The organism is Exiguobacterium sp. s160 (assembly GCF_018617575.1).
In the GTDB taxonomy this organism is placed as follows: Bacteria; Bacillota; Bacilli; order Exiguobacteriales; family Exiguobacteriaceae; genus Exiguobacterium; species Exiguobacterium aestuarii_A.
The window spans coordinates 219,301-241,421 of record NZ_JACSKK010000002.1 but is presented as its reverse complement, the minus strand read 5'-3'; the positions used below and the strand labels follow the sequence as shown (position 1 = coordinate 241,421).

The window sequence follows — 22,121 nt, the reverse complement described above, 5'->3', positions numbered from 1 at the left end:
CATGTTACGTACAAAAATCGCCTGGGCGATGACCGGGTTCATGTTGCTGCTCCTTCTCGTCTCGTTTGGCGTGACATGGTTCGTCGCGAGGCAAGAAATCGTCGATTCACGTTTTGACGTGTTACTACAAGCGTTAAACTTATTAGAAGAAGACGTCCGAAACAGCGATGCCGTGTTGTCCCTTCATGAAGACAGTGTCGTTCTAGAGCGTCAAGAAAACGGGGAGTGGGGAATCATCGGTGGAGAAGTGCCGAATGGAACAGAGTTTCCCATCAATTACGGAGAACCGGCACTCATCGATGACTGGTTTGTCGTCGTAACGACGGATGGACTGGCATTCGGGTTTCAAGACCGAGCGGTGAGTGACACGATTCAAGCGTTGGCGACAATTTTTCTCGTCATGTTTTTCCTAGCCGTCCTTTTGACCTTCCTCGGTACATGGTGGATTTTACGCCAAGGGCTGTCGCCGTTACGGCGATTGACGGATACGATGGAACGGATTACCGAATCGGGCAAATTAGAAACGATTGAGGTCGATGACCGAAAGGACGAAGTGACACTCCTTTCAAACGGATTCAACCATATGATTGAGCGGGTCGAAGGGACGATGGACCAACAGCGACGTTTCGTTGCCGATGTTTCACATGAACTAAAAACACCACTGACCGTCATCGAAGGTTACGCGAAATTATTGCAGCGCTGGGGACAAGAGGACGAGAGTGTCCGCGCCGAGGCAATCGATCATATTTTGACGGAGTCGCGACAGATGCGAAACGATTTGATTGAACCGATGCTAGAATTAAATCGCTTCGCTGCGCTTGAAGAGGTCGACCGAGAAGACATTGATTTGGCTGAGCTTGGAGACATGTTAACAGAACGATTTTTACGGTCGCACGGCGTACACCTTCCCATCGATGCGAACGGTAGCTGGTATGGACATCGTGAATCGTTACAACGCATTCTCGTCATTTTGATCGATAATAGTTTGAAATATGCAACAGAGACGAACCTTCACCTGACAGACAATCGAATCGAAGTGTGCGATAGGGGACCTGTCTTGTCAGATGAGATAAGAGCTCGTCTGTTCGACCGGTTTTATCGATTGGATGAGGCGAGGGACCGGAGCGGGAGTGGACTTGGTCTTGCGATTGCTAAGGAAGTCGCAGATGTGAACGGCTGGACGATCGGAAGCGAACCGAATGATCCTGACGGCAGTGTGTTTTTCCTCACTCGATGATGAACATTTCGCATTTTCTCATCAACTTCTAATGTAGTCTTAAATGCTCTCTCACACATGAGGGTTATGATGAAAATAAGAAGAACACATCACGAGGAGGAAATGAACATGAAACGCATCGGCTGGATCATCGGAGCTTTACTTGGCGTCATGGCAATTGTAGGAATTGGATTTTATGTGAGCGGGAATCAGACGGACACGGTCATCGTCCCGCAAGCCATCAATCAAGCGAGTGACGACAAATCGCAAGAAACAGCGGACGATTCTTCGTCAGCAGAAGATTCAAGCGTCAACGCATCAGATGACTCATCATCTTCACGAGTAGAAGATGACTATGAACTATACGGGACACTTGTCAACCTGACAAAAGAAGATGTCACAATCAGCTTCAATGGGAAAGAATCGACGTACCGCTTAGCGCAAACACATGAGATTGACGACGATACACCGCAAGTCGGTGACCGAGTGAAACTCGAATTGAATCGAAATGATGAAGTGAAAGAAGTGGACCGTGAAAGCGGAGATGACGATGCATATATTACTGGAACGCTCGTTAAACTCACAGATCAAGAAGTCACAGTCAACATCGATGGAAAAGAAAAAACGTATCCGCTCGCCGCACAATCTGAAATCGATGACGACACACCTCGGGTCGGGGATCGCGTCAAACTTGAAGTGAATCGAGATCAAGCAGTCATCGAAGTGGACAATGAATCCGACGATGACCAATATGAGCAAGAGGATTCTTCACAGGACGATTCCTCACAAGATGATTCTTCTGAAGATGAACGCGAGAATGATTAATTAAAGATTCGAAAGAACCAATCTCTCAAGAGGTTGGTTCTTTTTTGTAGATATATATATATCCAATCAAAAGCTTCTACCCAACCATCAGAAACGTAATAATTCTGAAATCATCACAAAAATAGGTTATATGTTATGATGTACAAGAAAAATTTAGGTGGTTTTCACCTAATTGGGAATGAGGGGAACATCAATGCGGACGTACTGGGGGATTTTACTCAGTTGTATCTTGTTGAGTGGATGTGGTGCCGAGACGTTGAACGCGATTGAATTACGTCCTTTGTCATCTTATCGAGTCGAACAAGAGCCTGAGGTGGCATTAACCGAACAAACAAAAGAAAATATGCTTACATATTGCGAGAAGCGTCCGACCGATGTCTTACCGAAACGGAGAGCGAAGGTGGCAGAGGTGACATTCCGTCACCCTCTTTACGAAGCACTCGGCTATAAAAATGTGAAGTATTTTGCAGCAGGGGAAGAGCGATATCTGACTTGTGCAAACAGTAACCAATTGATGGAACGGACGTTTGCGATTGAACCGATTCCAGAGTTTGAAGCACTCGACAAGGAACGATTCGTCGAATCAGAGGTCGTCTCGACGATTGAGTTTGATCGCGTCGAGGACATGAAAGAAATCACGAGCACGTTTAAAATGAACGATACCCATGAAGCAGTGATTGCGGATTCGGCATTCCGTTACACGACGCCGGACACGGGTGCGATCTACGTGACGTTCGAGACCATTCGGAACGGCCGGACGCTTGATCCGATTGTCGAACCAAAACTGTTCCCGTTCCAAAGTGGAGAAAACGAAGGCTATGTCTTTTTGACAAGGCGGGCAGACAATCGAGTCGCTCTACAAATCGGGAAGACCCCTTCGCTTAGACAACTCGTTCTTCCGAGTATGTACGAAGCGCCGTACATGAAGGTCGACGCCAAAGAAGAAGAACTCTCGCTCGAAGGAAACCATCGAGAACTGATGAAACGAATCATCCTCTCGGAACAACCGATCGAGGAGGACGTGTCTGAACAAACCTCACTTGCGCTCTCGAAAACGTACGGTACCGTCCTTGAAATCTGGGGACACGTCCGCCGACCGGTCCTGAACAAGATGTCGTCACGACCAACTGATGAGGAGATGCAACTCGCTGTCTTTGAATCTAGCCGAGATACGGTCTGGTTAGACGGACCAAAAACCCAAGAACTGTTTGATGAATTGTCTCACGTCCAAATGCGTGAGAAGCCGACGAATGCCGTCAACATGGGGCAATTACACTTATATAGAGAATTGACGAAACAGTCGTTTGACGTATGGAAGACGGAAACCGAATTCTATTTAGTCGACCAAACGACGTCTCGGTCATATGAACTTCCTGCGAACGACTATTTCCAGGTCAATTGACGTTCAGGGCGTCTGACCTCTGATAAAATAGAAGTTGGCTCTACCCATCTCAACAGAGTTAGGGTACAATGCTCGAGAGAGAATGAGAGAGGAGTGAAGTAAGATGGGAAAAGTACATGTTTATGACCATCCTTTGATTCAGCACAAAATGACGATTATGCGAAAAGTAGAGACGGGGACGAAGCAGTTCCGTGAACTCGTCGACGAAGTTTCTTCACTTATGGCATACGAAATCACGCGCAGCCTACCCCTAACAGATGTAGAAATCGAGACACCGGTCTCTGTTTCCACTCAAAAGATGATTGCCGGCAAGAAATTGGGAATCGTCCCTATTTTACGTGCAGGACTTGGTATGGTGGATGGGTTCCTCAAAATGATGCCGAACGTAAAAGTCGGCCACATCGGTCTCTATCGTGATCCGGAAACACTTGAGCCACACGAATACTACTTGAAGCTCCCGACAGACGTGACGGAACGCGACTTCATCGTCGTCGACCCGATGCTTGCAACGGGCGGTTCTGCTGCTGATGCCATCGCGGCTCTTAAAAAACACGGAGCGAAGTCAATCAAGCTGGCTTGTCTTTGTGCAGCACCAGAAGGCGTAGAGCGTGTGCAAGCAGAACATCCGGATGTCGAGATTTATCTCGCGGCACTCGATGAAAAATTAAATGATCACGGTTATATCGTTCCTGGACTTGGGGATGCGGGTGACCGTTTGTTTGGTACAAAGTAAGAATGAAGCGGGAATCGTCGATGCGATTTCCGCTTTTTTTCATGATGCGTCTCAAATAATATTTGTCATTTTTGAATGTCACAAAATAGACACAAAAGTGAACGGGAAGAAATCGAAACACGAGACACTTGAATGCTGTTTCTTCTTATTTAAATAGAATCCCACAATCTTTCGTTTAGACGCCACGTGAAAATACGTCCAAAAAGAGCGATGAGATTCCTCACAAAAAAATGGGCAAAATCGCTCGACATGGCAAAAACATCCTCGGTATACTAAAACAGGACGTTGAAAACGATTTCAAAATGAAGTCAACGACCGTTTCGTAACTCTTTGTGAACGTAAACGTTTACCGATTGAAATTTCCAAAACGTGGGGGTATAAATGAACTATTCTTCATCTGATTCCGTTTATGAAATGTTATAAAGTCAACATTTTTATTTCAACGTTTCTTCACAATTTCTTTAAAAAGTGCATCAATTGTTTACTTTATGAAGTGCGTAAAACTATTGATACGACTTGATTTAAAGCGCTTTTATAATTGTGAAATTCATTGACTTCTTATGCCATTTCTATTACTCTGAACTTGTGTGACTTTTGATGGTCACGCGAGTGTGAATCCGTGAAGAACAGAGAAGCGCACCATGCGTGAAAGGGGGACCAGGATGGCGAAAAAAGACAATCGTTACCTATCCTATGCCTCACTCGCTTCACAAATTTCAACAGCACTTGCTGGGCCGATCGTCATCGGTTATCTCGTCGGACAGTACGGCGAAAGACGTGAATTTTGGGGCACGTTTGGTTGGAATGTGTCGATCATCCTCGGACTCGTGTTCGGGATTACGGCGCTAGTTCTCACCCTTCGGAGTTTATTGACAGGAGAGGACGAATGAATACGATTCAAGCAGACAGAAAAGCACAGAAAGAACTGATGAAGCGTTATACGAAATGGTTTACCGTCTGGTTTGCGATTTTGCTCATCGGCGCATTCATCATCCCGATGTATAAAGCCGTATTTCTCGGGCTATTCATCGGCGGGGTCGGAAGTCTCATCATTCTACATATGCAGAATCGGAGCGTCATTCGCATGTATGACGTCATCGAGCATGGACGACGACCAAAGTCGCACGGGACCGTTTCAAGAATGGCGGTCGGTGCGTTAGCAGTGATAGTCGGTCTTCTCTATGAGGATCGGGTGTCCGTCATCGCGGTGGTAACTGGTCTAATCGCCGGCCACATCATACAATTTGGCGAGTTCACACTTGCCCAGCTCAGCAGGAAAAGAGGTGAATATTAATGGGTCATGAGTTTCCCACATATTCTCTGCACTTTGGGGACTATACGTTATACGGGAGCTGGACGAACGTCATTACAGTGCTAATAGCAGCGTTACTCGTCTTCGTATTCGCCATCTGGGGAACAAGACGTTTGGCTATGAAGCCGACTGGCAAACAAAACTTCATGGAATTCTTCGCGGAGTTCGTGCGTGGAATCATCGCTAGTGCGATGGACTGGAAGACAGGAGGACGCTTTATCGGATTTGGGATGACGTTGATTTTGTTCATTCTCTTCTCAAACTTGATGGGTCTACCGTTTAACGTCATTTCCGGACACTATCTGTGGTTCAACTCACCGACGGCCGATCCTTACGTAACCTTGGCGTTGTCGACACTCGTCGTTGCAATGTCGCATTACTACGGGGTGAAGCTACACGGATTCAAGCACTATTCGACGGAATTCGTAAAACCAGTCTGGTTCTTACTTCCGATCAAATTGATCGAGGAGTTTGCAAACACGTTGACGCTCGGTTTGCGTCTATACGGTAACATTTTTGCCGGTGAAATCATGATTACCATCATCTTGGGACTCGCGATTACAGCCGAAGGAGCACTCAACCCGCTCGGCGCAATCTTTGCGGTCGTACCAATGATTCTATGGCAAGGTTTCTCAATCTTTATCGGGGTTATCCAATCCTACATTTTCCTGACGCTTGCAATGGTGTACATCGGGCACAAAGCTTCGGCCGAACATTGATTCGGACATCTCGCCAAAGCGTTACAAACAACTTATTTACTTAACTTTTAGGAGGAATATACACAATGGAACAACTTAATCTTCTCGCAACAGCAATTGTTATCGGTCTTGGAGCACTCGCAGCTGGTATCGGTAACGGTTTGATCGTATACGGAACAGTACAAGGACAAGCACGTCAACCAGAACTCAAAAACGAACTTCGTCAAACAATGTTCATCGGTATCGGTTTGGTTGAGGCCCTCCCGATCATCGGTGTGGCTGTCGGTTTCCTTCTCCTCAACTCTTGATTCCGAGTTAACGAGAATAGCATGAGAGGGAGCACGTCTCCCTCACTTATTTAGTCAAGAGGAGGGTATGCATGGATACGATGATGATTGCAGCTGGTGCTGGTGGCGAAGGCCTCCGCATTCTAGATATGATCTTTACAATTTTCACATTCCTCGTACTCTTGGCCCTGTTGAAGAAATTTGCTTGGGGACCACTCCTTGGAATGATGAGACAGCGTGAAGAGTATGTAGCGAATGAGATTGAGCTCGCTGAAAAGAGCCGCAAAGATGCGGAAAACTATGTCGTCGAACAACGTGATGCACTCAGTGCGGCACGTACAGAGTCGAAAGAAATGCTCGACGCAAGCCGTCGACAAGCAGAAGCAGAACAAGCACGCTTGGTGGAGCAGGCGCGTTTGGAAGCTGAACAAATTAAAATCGAGGCAGAGAAAGCGATTGAGCGTGAGCGTGAGCTTGCGAAACAATCTCTTCAAACGGAAGTCGTCACACAGGCGCTTTCGGCAGCACGCCACGTCCTTCAATCAGACCTTAAAGGCGATGAAGCGAAACAACGTGCCCTCGTCACAGACTTCCTGTCTAAAGCGAAAGGTGCGAACTGATGAACGCATCACTAGCAAAACGCTATGCCAAAGCGCTCTTCGACTTAGCACGGGAACAAGGCACGCTCGACCAAGTCGAAGCGGAAGTGCGTCTGCTCGATGAAGTGCTCCACGCGACTCCTGAACTCATGGATCTCTTAACGAATCCGGCAGTCAGTGACAGCGAGCTTGCACAGCTTTTAAAAGACAGCTTTGGTGATATGACGGCGATTGTCGTGAACACACTTCTCGTCATGGTCGAAAACGACCGTGCGGCAGAGGTTCGCGCATTGCCACGTTACGTCCGCGACTACATCAACGACTATCGTGGGATTGCAGAGGGTATTGTCACAAGCGCCTACCCGTTGTCGGCAACAGACTTGAAAGACGTCGAACTCGTCTTCGGACAGAAGCTCGGGAAGACGCTCCAATTGAAGAACGTCGTCGATGAAGAAGTCATCGGTGGACTCCGCGTCCAAGTCGGATACACGACGTACGATGATACGATCGAAACGAAATTGACACGCCTCGAGCGTGAATTGTTGAATGCGTAAGAAATAGGGGTGAATTCAATGACAATCAAAGCTGAAGAAATTAGCGCCCTGCTAAAAGAACGAATCGCTTCGTACGGTTCTGAAATCGAAGTCAGCGAGACAGGTACAGTCATTCAAGTAGGTGACGGTATCGCTCGTGCACACGGACTCGATAACGTTATGGCGGGGGAACTCGTAGAGTTCTCTAACGGCGTAATGGGCTTGGCGCAAAACTTAGAAGAAGGTAACGTCGGGATTATCATCCTTGGCGATTACAAAGGCATTAAAGAAGGCGACTCTGTCAAACGTACAGGCCGCATCATGGAAGTACCAGTCGGTGAGGCACTCCTCGGACGTGTCGTGAACCCGCTCGGACAACCAATCGATGGTCAAGGACCAATCGTAACAGACACATATAACCCAATTGAGCGTAAAGCTTACGGCGTTATGGCGCGTAAATCGGTTCACGAACCACTTCAAACAGGAATTAAGGCGATTGACGCCCTCGTTCCAATCGGTCGTGGTCAGCGTGAGCTCATCATCGGTGACCGTCAAACAGGTAAAACATCTGTTGCCATCGATGCGATCATCAACCAAAAAGAAGAGAACATGATTTGTATCTACGTCGCAATCGGTCAGAAAGAATCGACTGTACGTGGTGTAGTAGAGACGCTTCGTCAAAACGGCGCGCTCGACTATACAATCGTTGTTTCGGCATCGGCATCACAGCCGGCACCACTTCTTTACCTCGCACCATTCGCAGGGGTATCGATGGGTGAGTACTTCATGGACCGCGGACAACACGTCCTCGTCGTTTATGATGACCTCTCGAAACAAGCGGCAGCTTACCGTGAGCTCTCGCTCCTTCTCCGTCGTCCTCCAGGCCGCGAAGCCTACCCAGGGGATGTCTTCTACCTCCACTCACGCCTTCTTGAGCGTGCAGCGAAGTTGAATGACGAACTCGGCGGTGGTTCATTAACAGCACTTCCGTTCATCGAGACACAAGCATCGGATATCTCAGCATATATTCCGACAAACGTTATCTCGATCACGGATGGTCAGATCTTCCTTCAGTCGGACCTCTTCTTCTCTGGGGTACGCCCAGCGATCAACGCCGGTCTCTCAGTATCACGTGTTGGTGGATCGGCACAGGTAAAAGCGATGAAGAAAGTTGCTGGTACACTTCGTCTTGACCTCGCGTCTTACCGTGAGCTCGAAGCGTTCGCTCAGTTCGGGTCAGATCTCGACAAAGCGACACAATCGAAGTTGAACCGTGGTCAGCGTACGGTTGAAGTCTTGAAACAAGACTTGAACGCACCGCTTTCTGTAGACAAGCAAGTTATCATCATCTATGCACTCACGAAAGGTCATCTCGATGACATCCCAGTCACAGACATCCGTCGTTTCGAAACAGAAATGAACGCATGGCTCGACCAAAACCGTAAAGATCTCTGCCGTGAAATCCGTCAGACAGGAAACCTTCCTTCAGACGAGGCAATGGTCGACGCAATTACGGAATTCAAAAAGACGTTCTCGCCATCGGTTTAATCCGGTGACGAGCGTCTATTAAGGTGGTGAATCGAAATGGCATCATTACGTGAGATCCAGATGCGGATCACCTCGACCCAAAGCACGAAGCAAATCACGAAAGCGATGAACATGGTGTCGGCATCGAAGTTGAACCGGGCCCAAGGGAACAACGCCAACTTCAAACCGTACATGGACAAGTTGCAAGAAGTCATCTCGTCGATCGCCGGTGGTACATCAGGCGCGACACACCCGATGCTTCAAGTACGTCCCGTCAAACGGACTGGTTATATCGTCATCACGTCAGACCGCGGACTCGCAGGTGGATACAACGCCAGCGTCTTGCGTGACGTGTACCGTGAACTCAAAGACAAGCACACATCAACAGATGAGTATCGTCTTTACGTAATCGGAAAAGTCGGTGTCCAGTTCTTCAAGTCACGCAACATTCCGGTGTATAGCGCGATGACAGGGCTAAACGACCAACCAACTTTTGTTGAAGTCGCCGAAATCGTCAAGCAGACGGTTGGTGCCTTCAGCGAGAGCGAGATTGATGAATTGAAGCTTTGCTACAACTCGTTCATCTCGGTCATCAGCCAAGAAGTGAAGATTCAACAATTGCTCCCGCTCGGGGATATCGAACAGTCCGCATCCAATGTGATGTATGAATACGAACCAGAAGAAGAAACGATCTTAGCGGCGCTCCTCCCACGTTATGCGGAAGGACTCATCTACGGCGCATTGCTCGATGCGAAAGTATCAGAGCACGCAGCACGGATGACGGCGATGTCGAGTGCGACAGACAACGCGGATGAACTCATTCGCGGACTCAAGCTCAAATTCAACCGCGCGCGTCAAGCAGCGATCACACAAGAAATCACAGAGATTGTCGGAGGTGCGTCGGCGCTTGAATAAGCGCACGCTCTCTAGATTGTAGGAGGCTAACACGATGAACGAATACGGCATGAAAGGCCGCGTAGTCGCAGTCATGGGCCCAGTTATCGACGTTAAGTTCGACAACCACTTACCGAACATCTACAACGCTCTCAAAGTCACACACGTGGCAGCGACAGCAGACGATGTTAGTGTCGACTTGACGCTTGAAGTAGCTGTTCACCTTGGTGACGACACGGTCCGTACGATTGCGATGGACTCAACTGACGGCGTTCGCCGCGGTATGGAAGTACTTGACTTAGGATCACCGATTTCGGTACCAGTTGGAGAAATGACACTTGGACGTGTCTTCAACGTTCTCGGTAACCCAATCGATGATAAAGAAGTGGCAGCTGACGTGCTTCGTGCACCGATTCACCGTCAAGCGCCAACATTTGACGAATTGTCAACGAAAGTTGAAATCCTTGAAACAGGGATCAAAGTCGTCGACCTTCTCGCACCATACATCAAAGGTGGTAAAATCGGCCTCTTCGGTGGTGCCGGTGTAGGGAAGACCGTCCTCATCCAGGAACTCATCAACAACATCGCGCAAGAGCATAGCGGGATTTCTGTATTCGCAGGAGTCGGTGAGCGTACGCGTGAAGGAAATGACTTGTTCCACGAGATGACGGACTCAGGCGTTATCAAGCAAACAGCGATGGTCTTCGGTCAGATGAACGAACCACCTGGTGCACGTCTTCGTGTTGCCTTGACTGGTTTGACGATGGCAGAATACTTCCGTGACGAGCAAGGACAAGACGTTCTTCTCTTCGTTGATAACATCTTCCGTTTCACACAAGCAGGTTCTGAGGTATCGGCCCTTCTCGGACGTATGCCATCGGCGGTAGGTTACCAGCCGACACTTGCTACGGAAATGGGTATGCTTCAAGAGCGAATCACATCGACTGCAAAAGGATCGGTAACTTCGATTCAAGCGGTTTATGTACCAGCCGATGACTATACGGACCCGGCTCCAGCAACAACATTCGCCCACCTTGATGCAACAACAAACCTTGAGCGTCGTCTTTCGGAGATGGGGATTTACCCAGCCGTTGACCCACTCGCATCGACTTCACGTGCCCTCTCTCCTGAAATCGTAGGGAAAGAGCACTATGAAATCGCGCGTAACGTTCAACAGACGCTTCAGCGCTATAAAGAACTTCAAGACATCATCGCAATCCTCGGGATGGACGAGTTGTCTGAAGACGACAAACTCACGGTTCACCGTGCACGTCGTATTCAGTTCTTCTTATCACAAAACTTCCACGTGGCTGAGCAGTTCACGGGCCAAAAAGGTTCATACGTGCCAGTCAAAGAGACAGTACGCGGCTTCAAAGAGATCCTCGAAGGTAAACACGACGATCTTCCTGAAGATGCATTCCGTCTCGTTGGTCCAATCGAAGACGTCATCGAAAAAGCGAAGACGTTGGTCTAAGACCTACGCGGAAGGGGGAAACTAGACGATGAATACTGTTCACGTCAACGTCGTCACCCCGGATGGTGCAGCCTTTGAAGGGGACGCACGAATGGTCATCGCCAAATCGGTCACTGGTGAGCTCGGTATTTTACCGAAGCACATCCCGATGGTGACACCACTCGACGTCTCAGTCCTCAAACTGCGCCACGAAGATGGTGGACGCACGCTGATCGCAATCAGCGGCGGTTTCATGGAAGTTCGTCCCGATACGGTGACGATCTTAGCTGAAACAGCCGAAATGGCGGATAAGATCGACTATGACCGCGCTTCTGCGGCGAAGGTTCGGGCCGAGCGTCGTCTTCAAGACACGAAGCTCTCAGAACTCGAATTCCGTCGTGCGGAACTTGCGCTCAAAAAAGCGATCAACCGCTTGAGCATTCGCGATATGAAAGAATAACAATGACTCTCACACGAAAGTGTGGGAGTTTTTTTTGTGTTTATATGAAAAGATAGGACTTTTGTCGTGCTCCTAAATCATGGGACTAGTAAAAAATAGATGGGGGATGACCGATAATATAAGTGGGAATGAACGTAAAGGGGAGTTGGGAATGAAAGTTTACGTTGCGCGACAACCGATTTTTGACCAAAAATTACGCGTTTGCGGCTACGAACTGTTGTATCGTCGCAGCGAAAACAATATGTTTGAGAACGTCGATGATTCGTTAGCAACGGCTGACGTGATTCATAACGCCTATCTCGTCTTTAATTTTCGGGAATTGACAGAAGGGACGAGAGCGTTTATCAATTTTCCACAGACGTTGATTGAAGGGGAGGTGCCATCATTGTTGCCTCGTCAATCTCTCGTCGTGGAAGTACTCGAGCACGTCGAGCCGACCGAGAAAGTGTTGCAGTCTCTACGTTCGCTCAGACGCCAAGGGTATACGATTGCGCTTGATGATTTCGTGTTTGAGGAGAAGTATCGGGCATTGATCGGCTTGGCCGACATCATTAAAATCGACTATCAAGCCACACCGGTGGAACAGCAACAAAAGTTAATCGATGCCCTCGGACATCGGGTCGAATTTTTAGCGGAAAAAATCGAGACATCGGCAGAGTACGAGATTGCGAAGCGATTAGGGTATAAGATGTTCCAAGGCTATTTCTTTAGCCGTCCGATCGTTATACACGGGGCAGAGGTCCATCCGCTGCGCCACACGCTCATTGAGGTGTTAAAGGAATTGGATCGTCCAGAGCCGAGTTTTCGTCGCATTTCGGCGCAAATTGAACGAAGTGTCGATTTATCGTATAAAATGCTTCGTTCCGTCAATACAGTGTATCAAAAAGGACGTCACACGATTCAGTCCATCGAACAAGCCGTTGCGCGAATCGGGCTCGATGAATTGAAGCGATGGTCCTATTTGATGTTGCTGCGCGAGATGCAGACGTCTGAATCGAAAGAACTGATCAAACAAAGTGTCATTCGTGGGAAGATGATGGAATTGATTGCGGAGGATACAAACAGCGGTGCCTCTCCGTTCGATGCGTTTATCACGGGTATCTTCTCATCGCTCGACGTCATTCTTGACGAGGCGATGCAGACGTTGATTGCAGAGCTGCCTGTAGTGCCTCCTGTGAAAGCGGCGCTTCTCGGAGAACCGAACGAATTACGGATGTTACTCGAGGATGTCATCGCTTATGAACGATTGACAATCCCTATTCATAACACAGATTCAGATTGGGCTCAATATTACATAGAAGCCATCCGCTGGTCACGTAGCCTTGACGAATCGAGTGAATAATGTTTGAAATATGTGAGGGGCGTCAATTACTGTAGTAAGGCCTTACTGCGGATGACGTCCCTTTTGGTGTGCTTGTGGAGAAAGTGAGTTGATCGAATGGTCTAAAACCGCTCGAAGCTTGAGACACTGTGTCTTTTTTTCTCTAACATGACATGATATGATTGAAAATGGTACGAATTTTAGAAAAGAGGGGAATCGTCGATGATCAATACCGTATTTTCGCTAGCGATTTATGTCATAGCGATTTACGTCGCTTGGTGGGCACTCTTACCCGTCAAATGGGACAAGTTGCTTAATCAAGTGAGGAGCCCGCAAGCAGCTGTGTTGCGTGTTCTCGTAGCCGTCGTCTTCGGTTCGTTGATTGCTCAGTTCTTTTTGGAGTATATCCGATTGGCACAAGAGCTCGCACCTATACAGTAGCCACAGAATGTTTAACAAACTGTAATCCTGCTGTAACGACTCCTATATGTTTATCATGTAGGATAAATTCGTCTGACATGATGTTTTTTCATTCCGTTCGCATTTATTTATTACGATTTTATTTATGAATGAAGAACCCATCACGTTTTGAAAACCATTCTAATAATCGACATCATCACATCCGAAATCGGATATCGACGCACTATATAAAAAAACAATGAAGTTGGAGGACAAAGAGAGATATGAAGGATTTGATTGTAGTCCGTGGAGGACGTAAACTGTCAGGTACTGTGCGCGTTGAGGGAGCAAAGAACGCTGTACTCAAAACATTGGTTGCCACTCTGTTAGCTAGCGAAGGAAAGTCAATTTTACAAAACGTACCACGTCTTGCGGACGTGTACACGATTAATAAAGTACTTCGTCACCTCGGTGCAGAGGTGTCGTTCAATGAAGAGAAGAATGAAGTAACTGTCGATGCGTCGGGCAACATCAAAGATGAAGCACCGCTTGAGTACGTTCGGAAGATGCGTGCTTCTATCCTCGTCATGGGACCTCTTTTAGCTCGTCTCGGTCACGCGCGTGTCGCAATGCCGGGCGGTTGCTCAATTGGCTCACGTCCAATTGACCTCCACTTAAAAGGATTCGAAGCGATGGGTGCGAAGACGGTCATCGGCAACGGATTCGTGGAAGCTTCTGTAGAAGGTCGTCTCCAAGGCGCGAAAATCTACTTGGACTTCCCATCTGTTGGTGCGACGGAGAACATCATGATGGCAGCTGTGCTTGCAGAAGGCACAACGATCATCGAGAACGTCGCAAAAGAGCCTGAAATCGTAGACCTTGCGAACTTCTTGAACGGAATGGGCGCACACGTACGTGGCGCAGGTACAGAAACGATTCGCATCGAAGGTGTGGAAACACTCCGCGGTGCAGAACACTCGATCATTCCTGACCGTATCGAAGCAGGGACATTCCTCGTCGCAGGTGCGATCACAGGAAGTGACATCGAAGTCATCGGTGCAGAGCGTGAACACCTTCGTCCACTCATTTCAAAAATGGAAGAGATGGGTGTACACTTCGAAGATACAGCGGAAGGCATGCGCGTCTCAGCGCCGGATCAGTTGAAGCCGGTCGATGTGAAGACGATGCCACACCCAGGATTCCCGACAGACATGCAATCACAAATGATGGCCCTCGTCTTGAAAGCAGGCGGCACATCAGTGATTACAGAAACAGTATTTGAGAATCGCTTCATGCACGTGGAAGAATTCCGTCGCATGAATGCGGACATCAAGATTGAAGGACGTTCAGCAATCGTCAAAGGTGGCGTTCATCTTCAAGGAGCGGAGGTCGTCGCAACTGACCTTCGTGCCGGAGCAGCACTTATTCTAGCGGGTCTCATCGCAGAAGAAGAGACACGCGTTGGTGATTTATATCATATCGACCGTGGATACGTAGACTTCCACAAAAAACTTCAAGCACTCGGTGCCGACATCGAGCGCATTCAAGGTACTGTCGAAGTTACGAGTGAAATGGTTCAGAACTAAGAAACGAGCACGAATTCGAGAGCGAGGAGAGACTCTTCTCGCTCTTTTCAATGAAGAAATGAACGGAGGAACCTATACATCATGTTTTCAAAAGATATCGGGATTGATTTAGGGACAGCAAACGTTGTCATTCACGTAAAAGGGAAAGGAATCGTCTTAGACGAGCCTTCAGTCGTTGCGATGAAACGCTCTACAGGGAAAGTGCTAGCAGTCGGTTCAGAAGCGTATGAGATGGTTGGTCGTACACCTGGTGATATCGTGGCGATCCGTCCTCTTCGTGATGGAGTCATCGCCGATTTCGCCACCACAGAAGAAATGCTCCGTCACTTCATCGAGAAAATTCAAGTCCGTGGCTTCTTCGGAGGTATTCGCATGTTGATTTGTACACCTGCGAACGTGACGCCAGTCGAAGCGAAAGCAATTCGTGAGGCCGCTGAAAAAGCAGGGGCGAAAGAAGTCTTCCTCGCCGTAGAACCTAAGGCGGCAGCTGTTGGTTCGGGCATGGACATCTGGAAGCCGGTCGGTCACATGATTATCGACATCGGTGGAGGTACGACAGATGTCGCTATCCTCTCGATGGGTGATATCGTCTGCGGTGAAACGATCAAGATTGCAGGGGACCGTTTCGACACGGACATTCTCCGTGCGATCAAAGAGAAGCATAAACTCATCATCGGGGAACGGACAGCCGAGCAAATCAAGAAAGAAATTGCGACGGTGTTCCCAGGTGGACGTAACGAGTCGATGGACATTCGCGGACGTGACATGGTACGTGGATTGCCACGTACAGTGACGATCACGTCGGAAGAACTCCGTGAAGCGATGGCGGAGTCAGCGAACGAGATTGTCGAAGCGACGAAACGTGTCCTTGAACAGACACCACCCGAGCTTGCCGCTGACATCATCGACCGTGGTATCATCATGACAGGTGGGGGATCACTCCTTCACGGTCTCGACCAACTCGTCGCCGAGCGTGTCATGCTCCCAGTCATGATGGCTGAAGAGCCGACGCTCAGTGTCGCGCACGGTACAGGAATCATGCTCGAAAACTTAGATCGATTGAAATAAACAAACAGGGGACCGCACGAGGTCGCCTGTTTTTGTGTAGGTTAGATTGAGACTCATGAGATTCGTCAGCATCTGCTCCCATTGTTCCCATACAATAGGGTAGGTACACCAGATGATACGGCCCGTTTCGTCGCTTTCTTGACGGGGAAAGACGGGGCATGGGTGAATGGCCAACATCTTCATGTGGATGGTGGATTCACGGGGCGTTACTATACAAAAGCATCTCGCTTTTTGCGCGAGATGCTTTTTCTTAGTGCCATTTATAGTCTTTATCGACAAACAATCGATTTTTCAGTTCCGTCTTAGTAATCGAAGAATTTGTTGCATCCAACCATTCATAATAATCGCAGACACAAGATTCACCGAGTTCAATCGAGTAGCCGTTGTTGATTGTCTTCACCTTAATATCTAGTTCGTGCTCTGCTAGCGTCTTTTTCAAGCGATAGATGGCATTGTATACGTTGTGTAGAGCGCGCTGTGGTTCATCGATGTCCGGATAGAGTGTTTCCGCGAGCACCCATTTGTTGATGACCTGTTTGCGATGATAGACCAGGTAGGCGAATAACTCCTCGGTTTTTTGAGTGGGCCATTTCACAAGATTTCCGTCCTGCGTTCGAACCGAAAAACGATCAAGGAATTGAATACGACAAGATTGATGCGGATTTTTTTGTTGGATTGCCTCATAGCGCTGAACGATACGTGGGATGACGCTATGGATCATCTGTTCTGTAATCGGCTTCAACAAGTAATGCGTCGCATGCAGATTAAACGCTTCGACGGCATACTGTTGATGTGCGGTGGTGAAGACGACTTGCGTCCGTTCTGGCAAATAGGTCGCAAGCTCGAGACCGGTCATCTCAGGCATCTCAATATCTAAAAAGACGAGGTCGACCGGATGTTCTTGAATAAACGTGAGAGCTTGAGTCGGACTTTGGAACGAACCGACCCATTCAAGAGAAGGCTCTTCTTTCACAATTCGTTCCATCATCCCTAAAATATGATGTTCATCTTCAATTAAAATCGTACGCATTGATGTGATTCGTCCTTTCTTGTTTGGGTAATCGCAAGTGAACGGCAGTACCTTTATTTATAGTAGAGGTTAAATCAAATGTTGCACCAGAAAGATGTTCAATTCGGCGTTTTATATTACAGATACCGATACCTGATGATTCGTTCGACTGACCAGTGTCAAATCCGCTCCCTGTATCACGAACTCGGATATCAATCATCTCACCTTGTTCTTGGATGAAAAGCGTGATCCGCTTTTGCCCTGGATGCCGGTAAAGACCATGACGAACTGCATTTTCGACGAGTGGCTGAATCAGTAGCGACGGGATCGTATAGTCTAACAGCGTGTCGTCAATCTCTTTCACGACTTCGAACGAGTCGCGAAACCGAGTCTGTTCGATGGCGAGATAAGAGTCAATCATATCTACTTCTTGTCGAATGGAAATATCGTGATCCGTCCGACCATTTTCGAAAATAAAACGGACGTACGTGCTCAAATGACTAAGGAGACGAGCGGCATCAGGTGGTGATGTATAGCAAAGCGCAATCACGTTCCCGAACGTATTGTAGAGGAAGTGTGGTTTGATTTGAGCGTTAAAGAATGACATCTCATGTTGTGAGGCCAGCGCTTCGACTTGTTGCTTTTTCTTTTTGTCTGTAGACAAGTGAATCGGCAATAATAAAAACATTAATAAGAAGTAAACGATGGTAAACGTATTCGCATACAATTGTTGATTAGAAGACACGATAAACGTCGACAGCGTAATCCCGATATATCCGACAAGCTGGGCGAGTGTGAATGTCAACAGTTCGAGTGTATTCGTGGTCTTGTACTTCTCAAGAAGCCAACCGATGTTCAAGCCGACCCAAAAGAACGTAATGAACAAGACGATCATCCATACAAAGTATTCGAACACACTGTAAATGGAGTGTGGCAGGATGATGGCTAGAGTGGTCAATATATAAAGCGGATATCTCGCAAGCGTTAAAAACCGATCGAACGAGACACGCTCCAAACATCTCGCGAATTCGATCAACATGATAATGCTTAACAGTGCCAAACTTAACGTCAACTTGTCACTTCCCGTGATCCACATGCCGTCCCGAGACATGAGAGAAAGGCTCGTCAACAAGAAGAACGCTGTCCCATAGCCATACAGTCGTTCATTTCGATGGAACAAGTAGACGATGGCATAGAACATGGCAATCAGCAGAGAAATGAGCAACATGAAAAATTCGTAGCCCGAGTAAGCATTTTGAGCCGTCATAATCTGGTGTAACGGGCCGACCAATATACTTTCTTCGATAGGCACTGAATTCCCTGCTTGTTGTGTCTGTTGAACCGTCAATCGAAATTCTTTCATTTCATCGTCAAGTAATAGAAGTGATGGTTGTTCACCTGAACGATTATTTCCGATGCGTGTTGTGTCAACAGATGCTCCATCAATCAAAATCGTAGAGGAGGATAGTGATGAAGGAATGAGTAACGCATACGTTCCTTCTGGAAGCGAGAGGTCGATTTCATATGTGGATTCTTTGTATGGTGTCGTAAATGGGATGGTTCGATAGGAGCGTCGATCGACTTCCGAGACGATTCCGGATTCGTAACGCCACGATCCATCGAGGCGCAGAATCTCTTCGTCAACCGAAGAAGAAAGAAGCGAGGCTTCGCCTTGTTTTACGGTGACGGTTGGATTGATTGACTGATGTCGAATCAATAAAGTGAGGCTGACGCCAATCAACATCACAAGGATGAAGATAAACGTCATTCGATTACGAGTCATGCGCACATTCCCTTCATTTTTTGTGAGTTTCTTGTGAGGACACTACGTTATTCTTCCTAATAGGTGAATGGATTTTTTGCAGTGACTCTCCGTCTCATCATCGTACCCGAACTTTTTTTGTTTGAACAGAAAAAGTCATTCACCGTGCGAAATGAGACATTCCAGGAGTAAAGGAAGAAGGCATTCCATGAAACGTTGGATTGAACAACGCATTAGTCGACAAGTGATGACAATTTTTTATATATTGATTGCCTTAGTCACGCTCACATCGGTTGGGACCTATTTTTATACGCAACAATCGATTCAACAAACGACCGTTCAATTGGAACGGATCAGTGAGCAACGTGCAAGGGCGACAGATTTATTTGAAACGTGGCAATCGATGCAGTATGAGTTACGCGGTCACGTCCTACTTGGGGAAAACGCCTTGTTAGAGGAAGTGCGTAAGGCTCAAGCGAATATCGATGAGCAAACGACCTGGTTCGAAACACAGGCCAGTAATGAGGAAGAAACGCAGTTCGCAGAAGATGCGCGACTCCTTTTCTCCATTTATACGACACGCGTCATGCCCGCGCTTGAACAATATGTGATTGCGAAGCAGGCAGGGGAAGTAGATGAAGAGTTCCTGCAGATGCGTACGGTCGGGCAATTCATGCCGAAAAATGAGACGTCTACTCAGACACGATTTAAGCTCAACTCAAGCAACGCTGCGGATATGAGTGCAAGCATCGTCGATATGGAGTCGGTCTTTACCGACTATCGGGCAAATCTCGACTTTCAAGAAAGTGAATTACGCGATGCGCTCTCGAAACAGTTAGTGCAAGCCCAATGGATGTGGCTCTTGATTTTGCTCGGTGCACTTTTCTTGTTATTCGTTGGCTTACAACCGTATATTTTACGACTGACGAATCAGTTGCAGACGCTCATGACGAACAGTGAGCGACTCGCGACGAATCCGAGCGCGACCCTCATCCCCATCAAGCCGCTACAAAATGAGGTCGGTCAATTGTCTAAGGCATTTAATGAGATGGCGACATCGCTTCGGACTCAACAGGATCAAGTCGACCTAGAGCGTGAAAAGACCGCCCGAATCTTACACACGATGCGCGACTCAATCGTCTACACGGAACTCAAGACGAATGAACGATTCGGAAACAGCGCGCTCTTTGATTTATATGAACATCCGATTCCAACAACTGAACGAGGGAGTTTATATCCGATTGCGATGTATTACCCGATGTTCATGAATCAGATTGATGACAAAGAAGGACTGAACCGTTTCACGAAGCGTGCGAAAGAAGAAGGTATGTTCGATGAGACGTTCACGTACACGATGCAAGACGGTCAGAAGACGATTCGGATGTATGCTGAACCCATCGACTTGCAGAACGAGCGTGTCGGTGTCATCTTCGTATCCCGTGATATTACCCGGGAAACAGAGATTAATCGAGTGAAGACGGAACTCGTCGCAACCGTATCGCATGAGTTGCGGACACCGCTCACATCGATTCTCGGCTTTTCCGAGCTCTTGAAGAGTCGTCAATTAGATGAGACGAAACGAGAGCGCTACTTGGAGATGATTGCGAGTGAGACGAAACGTCTTGAGCGTCTCGTAAGCGATTTGTTAGACGTTCAAAAAATGGAGGCGGGTATGGGAACGCCTGAGTTTAAAGTCGAGAGTCTAAATGACTTACTATCCGACTTACTCGAGATTCACGCAGGATCGACGGAGAACCATCTCTTCCACTTCGACTGTGATGAAACGCTCTTTGTGGCAGGAGACCCGGCTCAGCTACGACAGGTGTTCTCGAACATCCTGAACAATGCCATCAAGTATTCCCCGGACGGTGGAAATGTGAGTGTCGATGTGACGTGTGAGGCAGACACGATTCAAATCGCCATCACAGATGAAGGTTTGGGACTCTCCGAGGAAGATGCAAGTCGGATCTTCGATAAATTTTATCGGTCACAATCCGAAGCAAGTCGTCGCATTGGCGGTACCGGATTAGGATTATCGATCTGTAAAGAAATCGTCCAATTGCACGGTGGCACGATTGACGTCCGTTCTCAACTCGGAGAAGGGACGACGATGATTGTCGAGTTACCGATGGTCGATCATGTAAGCGAAGAACGTTCATCCTAAATCATAGGATGAACTTTTTTGAAAAAACGGTGAATGCATCGCTCGTTTGGTACGATATAAAGAGTGAATCATGTTACAGGACGAAAGGAAGACGACTATGCTACGCGGATTATATACAGCGGCAGGCGCGATGAATGCTCTTCAGCGCCAACAAGAAATTTTAAGCAATAACCTTGGCAATGTGAGAACACCGGGCTTCAAGGCGTCTGACGGCGTGGTCCGATCGTTTCCGGAGATGTTGCTCGCGCAGGTCAGCAATCCCGATAATGGGAAGTCGCGTGTAAACGGGGAAGTCGGCACTCTTTCAATGGGCGTCTATCTTCAAGAGACGATGCCACGTTTCTCAGCAGGGAGTATCACAGAATCAGGTAGTCCAACCGATATCTATTTGAAAGCAGGTGCTGACTTCACAGGTGCACCGATGTTTGCGGTCGAACAGGCAGGCGAGACATTGTATTCAACGAATGGCCGCTTCTCGATTGATGAGGCGTTATTCCTTCGCTCAGCAGACGGCGGATACGTCCTTTCCGATGAAGGGGAGCGCATCCAGCTCCCATCGAGCGAGTTTCAAGTAGGAAAAGATGGGACCATCACGTCGCTCGGTCAAAATGTGGCGACACTCGGTGCCTATCAAATCGATGACTTGACGACACTCGAACAAGTCGGGAACGATTGGCGCGTGACGGGCGATGCGCCTGCACCAGCACAAGTAGAGGTGTTACAGGGCTTCATCGAGGAAGCGAACGTTAACCTTGACCAGACGATGGCCGATCTCATGATGACGTATCGCCAATTTGAAGCAAACCAAAAAGTCGTCCAAGCGTATGATAAAAGTGCCGAGCGAGCCATCGAAATCGCTCGCGTTCGTTAAGG

Annotated in this window: 23 protein-coding genes; 21 read left to right on the top strand and 2 right to left on the bottom strand. The window is 47.9% G+C overall.

The genetic code is table 11. The features are described from left to right. The first annotated feature begins 1 nt into the window (after position 1). From KNO86_RS07075 to KNO86_RS06985, 19 genes are all read left to right on the top strand, one after another. A complete protein-coding gene (locus tag KNO86_RS07075) occupies positions 2–1,237 on the top strand; it encodes a HAMP domain-containing sensor histidine kinase (protein WP_214694533.1) in 1,236 nt (411 codons plus the stop codon). A 108-nt stretch (positions 1,238–1,345) separates the two neighbouring features. Further along, positions 1,346–2,041 carry a hypothetical protein gene (locus KNO86_RS07070; RefSeq protein ID WP_214694531.1) on the top strand — a complete coding sequence of 232 codons (696 nt, stop codon included), beginning with the start codon at positions 1,346–1,348 and terminating at the stop codon, positions 2,039–2,041. A 193-nt stretch (positions 2,042–2,234) separates the two neighbouring features. Continuing rightward, positions 2,235–3,443, top strand: a complete 1,209-nt coding sequence (locus tag KNO86_RS07065; protein WP_214694524.1) for a hypothetical protein — start codon at positions 2,235–2,237, stop codon at positions 3,441–3,443. A 103-nt stretch (positions 3,444–3,546) separates the two neighbouring features. After that, positions 3,547–4,176 carry a uracil phosphoribosyltransferase gene (upp, locus tag KNO86_RS07060; RefSeq protein ID WP_074035874.1) on the top strand — a complete coding sequence of 210 codons (630 nt, stop codon included), beginning with the start codon at positions 3,547–3,549 and terminating at the stop codon, positions 4,174–4,176. A gap of 662 nt (positions 4,177–4,838) precedes the next feature. Further along, on the top strand, positions 4,839–5,066 hold the full coding sequence (locus KNO86_RS07055; RefSeq protein WP_026825087.1) for a hypothetical protein: 228 nt from the start codon (positions 4,839–4,841) through the stop codon (positions 5,064–5,066). Next, positions 5,063–5,470 carry an ATP synthase subunit I gene (locus KNO86_RS07050; protein WP_074035876.1) on the top strand — a complete coding sequence of 136 codons (408 nt, stop codon included), beginning with the start codon at positions 5,063–5,065 and terminating at the stop codon, positions 5,468–5,470. Before KNO86_RS07055 ends, KNO86_RS07050 begins: the two co-directional genes overlap by 4 nt. After that, complete coding sequence (gene atpB, locus KNO86_RS07045; protein ID WP_214694522.1) at positions 5,470–6,207, top strand: F0F1 ATP synthase subunit A; 738 nt, start codon at positions 5,470–5,472, stop codon at positions 6,205–6,207. Before KNO86_RS07050 ends, atpB begins: the two co-directional genes overlap by 1 nt. 65 nt (positions 6,208–6,272) lie before the next feature. Continuing rightward, positions 6,273–6,494, top strand: a complete 222-nt coding sequence (gene atpE / locus KNO86_RS07040; RefSeq protein WP_214694520.1) for a F0F1 ATP synthase subunit C — start codon at positions 6,273–6,275, stop codon at positions 6,492–6,494. Positions 6,495–6,565: 71 nt separating this feature from the next. Then, a complete protein-coding gene (gene atpF / locus KNO86_RS07035) occupies positions 6,566–7,093 on the top strand; it encodes a F0F1 ATP synthase subunit B (RefSeq protein ID WP_074035884.1) in 528 nt (175 codons plus the stop codon). Next, complete coding sequence (locus KNO86_RS07030) at positions 7,093–7,626, top strand: F0F1 ATP synthase subunit delta (protein WP_074035886.1); 534 nt, start codon at positions 7,093–7,095, stop codon at positions 7,624–7,626. Before atpF ends, KNO86_RS07030 begins: the two co-directional genes overlap by 1 nt. Before the next feature lie 18 nt (positions 7,627–7,644). Then, complete coding sequence (gene atpA, locus KNO86_RS07025) at positions 7,645–9,153, top strand: F0F1 ATP synthase subunit alpha (RefSeq protein ID WP_214694518.1); 1,509 nt, start codon at positions 7,645–7,647, stop codon at positions 9,151–9,153. Between the two features lie 36 nt (positions 9,154–9,189). Then, positions 9,190–10,047: an ATP synthase F1 subunit gamma gene (atpG, locus tag KNO86_RS07020; RefSeq protein ID WP_074035890.1), complete on the top strand. Its 858-nt coding sequence runs from the start codon at positions 9,190–9,192 to the stop codon at positions 10,045–10,047. A gap of 34 nt (positions 10,048–10,081) precedes the next feature. Continuing rightward, complete coding sequence (atpD, locus tag KNO86_RS07015) at positions 10,082–11,500, top strand: F0F1 ATP synthase subunit beta (RefSeq protein ID WP_159562971.1); 1,419 nt, start codon at positions 10,082–10,084, stop codon at positions 11,498–11,500. A 28-nt stretch (positions 11,501–11,528) separates the two neighbouring features. Beyond that, the gene (locus KNO86_RS07010) at positions 11,529–11,939 is read left to right on the top strand and encodes a F0F1 ATP synthase subunit epsilon (RefSeq protein ID WP_012727354.1); all 411 of its coding nucleotides are present in this window, start codon (positions 11,529–11,531) and stop codon (positions 11,937–11,939) included. 151 nt (positions 11,940–12,090) lie between these two features. Next, positions 12,091–13,281, top strand: a complete 1,191-nt coding sequence (locus KNO86_RS07005; protein WP_214694516.1) for an EAL and HDOD domain-containing protein — start codon at positions 12,091–12,093, stop codon at positions 13,279–13,281. A gap of 201 nt (positions 13,282–13,482) precedes the next feature. Next, positions 13,483–13,701, top strand: coding sequence for a DUF1146 family protein (locus KNO86_RS07000; protein WP_074035896.1), 219 nt, complete (start codon positions 13,483–13,485; stop codon positions 13,699–13,701). 242 nt (positions 13,702–13,943) lie between these two features. Beyond that, on the top strand, positions 13,944–15,245 hold the full coding sequence (murA, locus tag KNO86_RS06995) for a UDP-N-acetylglucosamine 1-carboxyvinyltransferase (RefSeq protein ID WP_214694514.1): 1,302 nt from the start codon (positions 13,944–13,946) through the stop codon (positions 15,243–15,245). 81 nt (positions 15,246–15,326) lie between these two features. Next, positions 15,327–16,313, top strand: a complete 987-nt coding sequence (gene mreB / locus KNO86_RS06990; protein WP_074035900.1) for a rod shape-determining protein — start codon at positions 15,327–15,329, stop codon at positions 16,311–16,313. Positions 16,314–16,358: 45 nt separating this feature from the next. Then, positions 16,359–16,619, top strand: a complete 261-nt coding sequence (locus tag KNO86_RS06985) for an SDR family oxidoreductase (RefSeq protein WP_214695120.1) — start codon at positions 16,359–16,361, stop codon at positions 16,617–16,619. Here KNO86_RS06985 and KNO86_RS06980 read toward each other — a convergent pair. Next, positions 16,564–17,343 (bottom strand): response regulator, encoded by a 780-nt coding sequence (locus KNO86_RS06980; protein WP_214694506.1) that lies wholly within the window; start codon positions 17,341–17,343, stop codon positions 16,564–16,566. The two genes, KNO86_RS06985 and KNO86_RS06980, sit on opposite strands and share 56 nt — an antisense overlap. Beyond that, positions 17,324–19,105: a sensor histidine kinase gene (locus KNO86_RS06975; protein WP_214694499.1), complete on the bottom strand. Its 1,782-nt coding sequence runs from the start codon at positions 19,103–19,105 to the stop codon at positions 17,324–17,326. Before KNO86_RS06975 ends, KNO86_RS06980 begins: the two co-directional genes overlap by 20 nt. Before the next feature lie 187 nt (positions 19,106–19,292). Between KNO86_RS06975 and KNO86_RS06970 the strand changes: the two genes are divergently transcribed. Both KNO86_RS06970 and KNO86_RS06965 read left to right on the top strand, forming a co-directional pair. Beyond that, the gene (locus tag KNO86_RS06970; RefSeq protein WP_214694497.1) at positions 19,293–21,248 is read left to right on the top strand and encodes a HAMP domain-containing sensor histidine kinase; all 1,956 of its coding nucleotides are present in this window, start codon (positions 19,293–19,295) and stop codon (positions 21,246–21,248) included. A gap of 97 nt (positions 21,249–21,345) precedes the next feature. Continuing rightward, positions 21,346–22,119: a flagellar hook-basal body protein gene (locus KNO86_RS06965; protein WP_214694496.1), complete on the top strand. Its 774-nt coding sequence runs from the start codon at positions 21,346–21,348 to the stop codon at positions 22,117–22,119. The last annotated feature ends 2 nt before the right edge of the window (positions 22,120–22,121 follow it).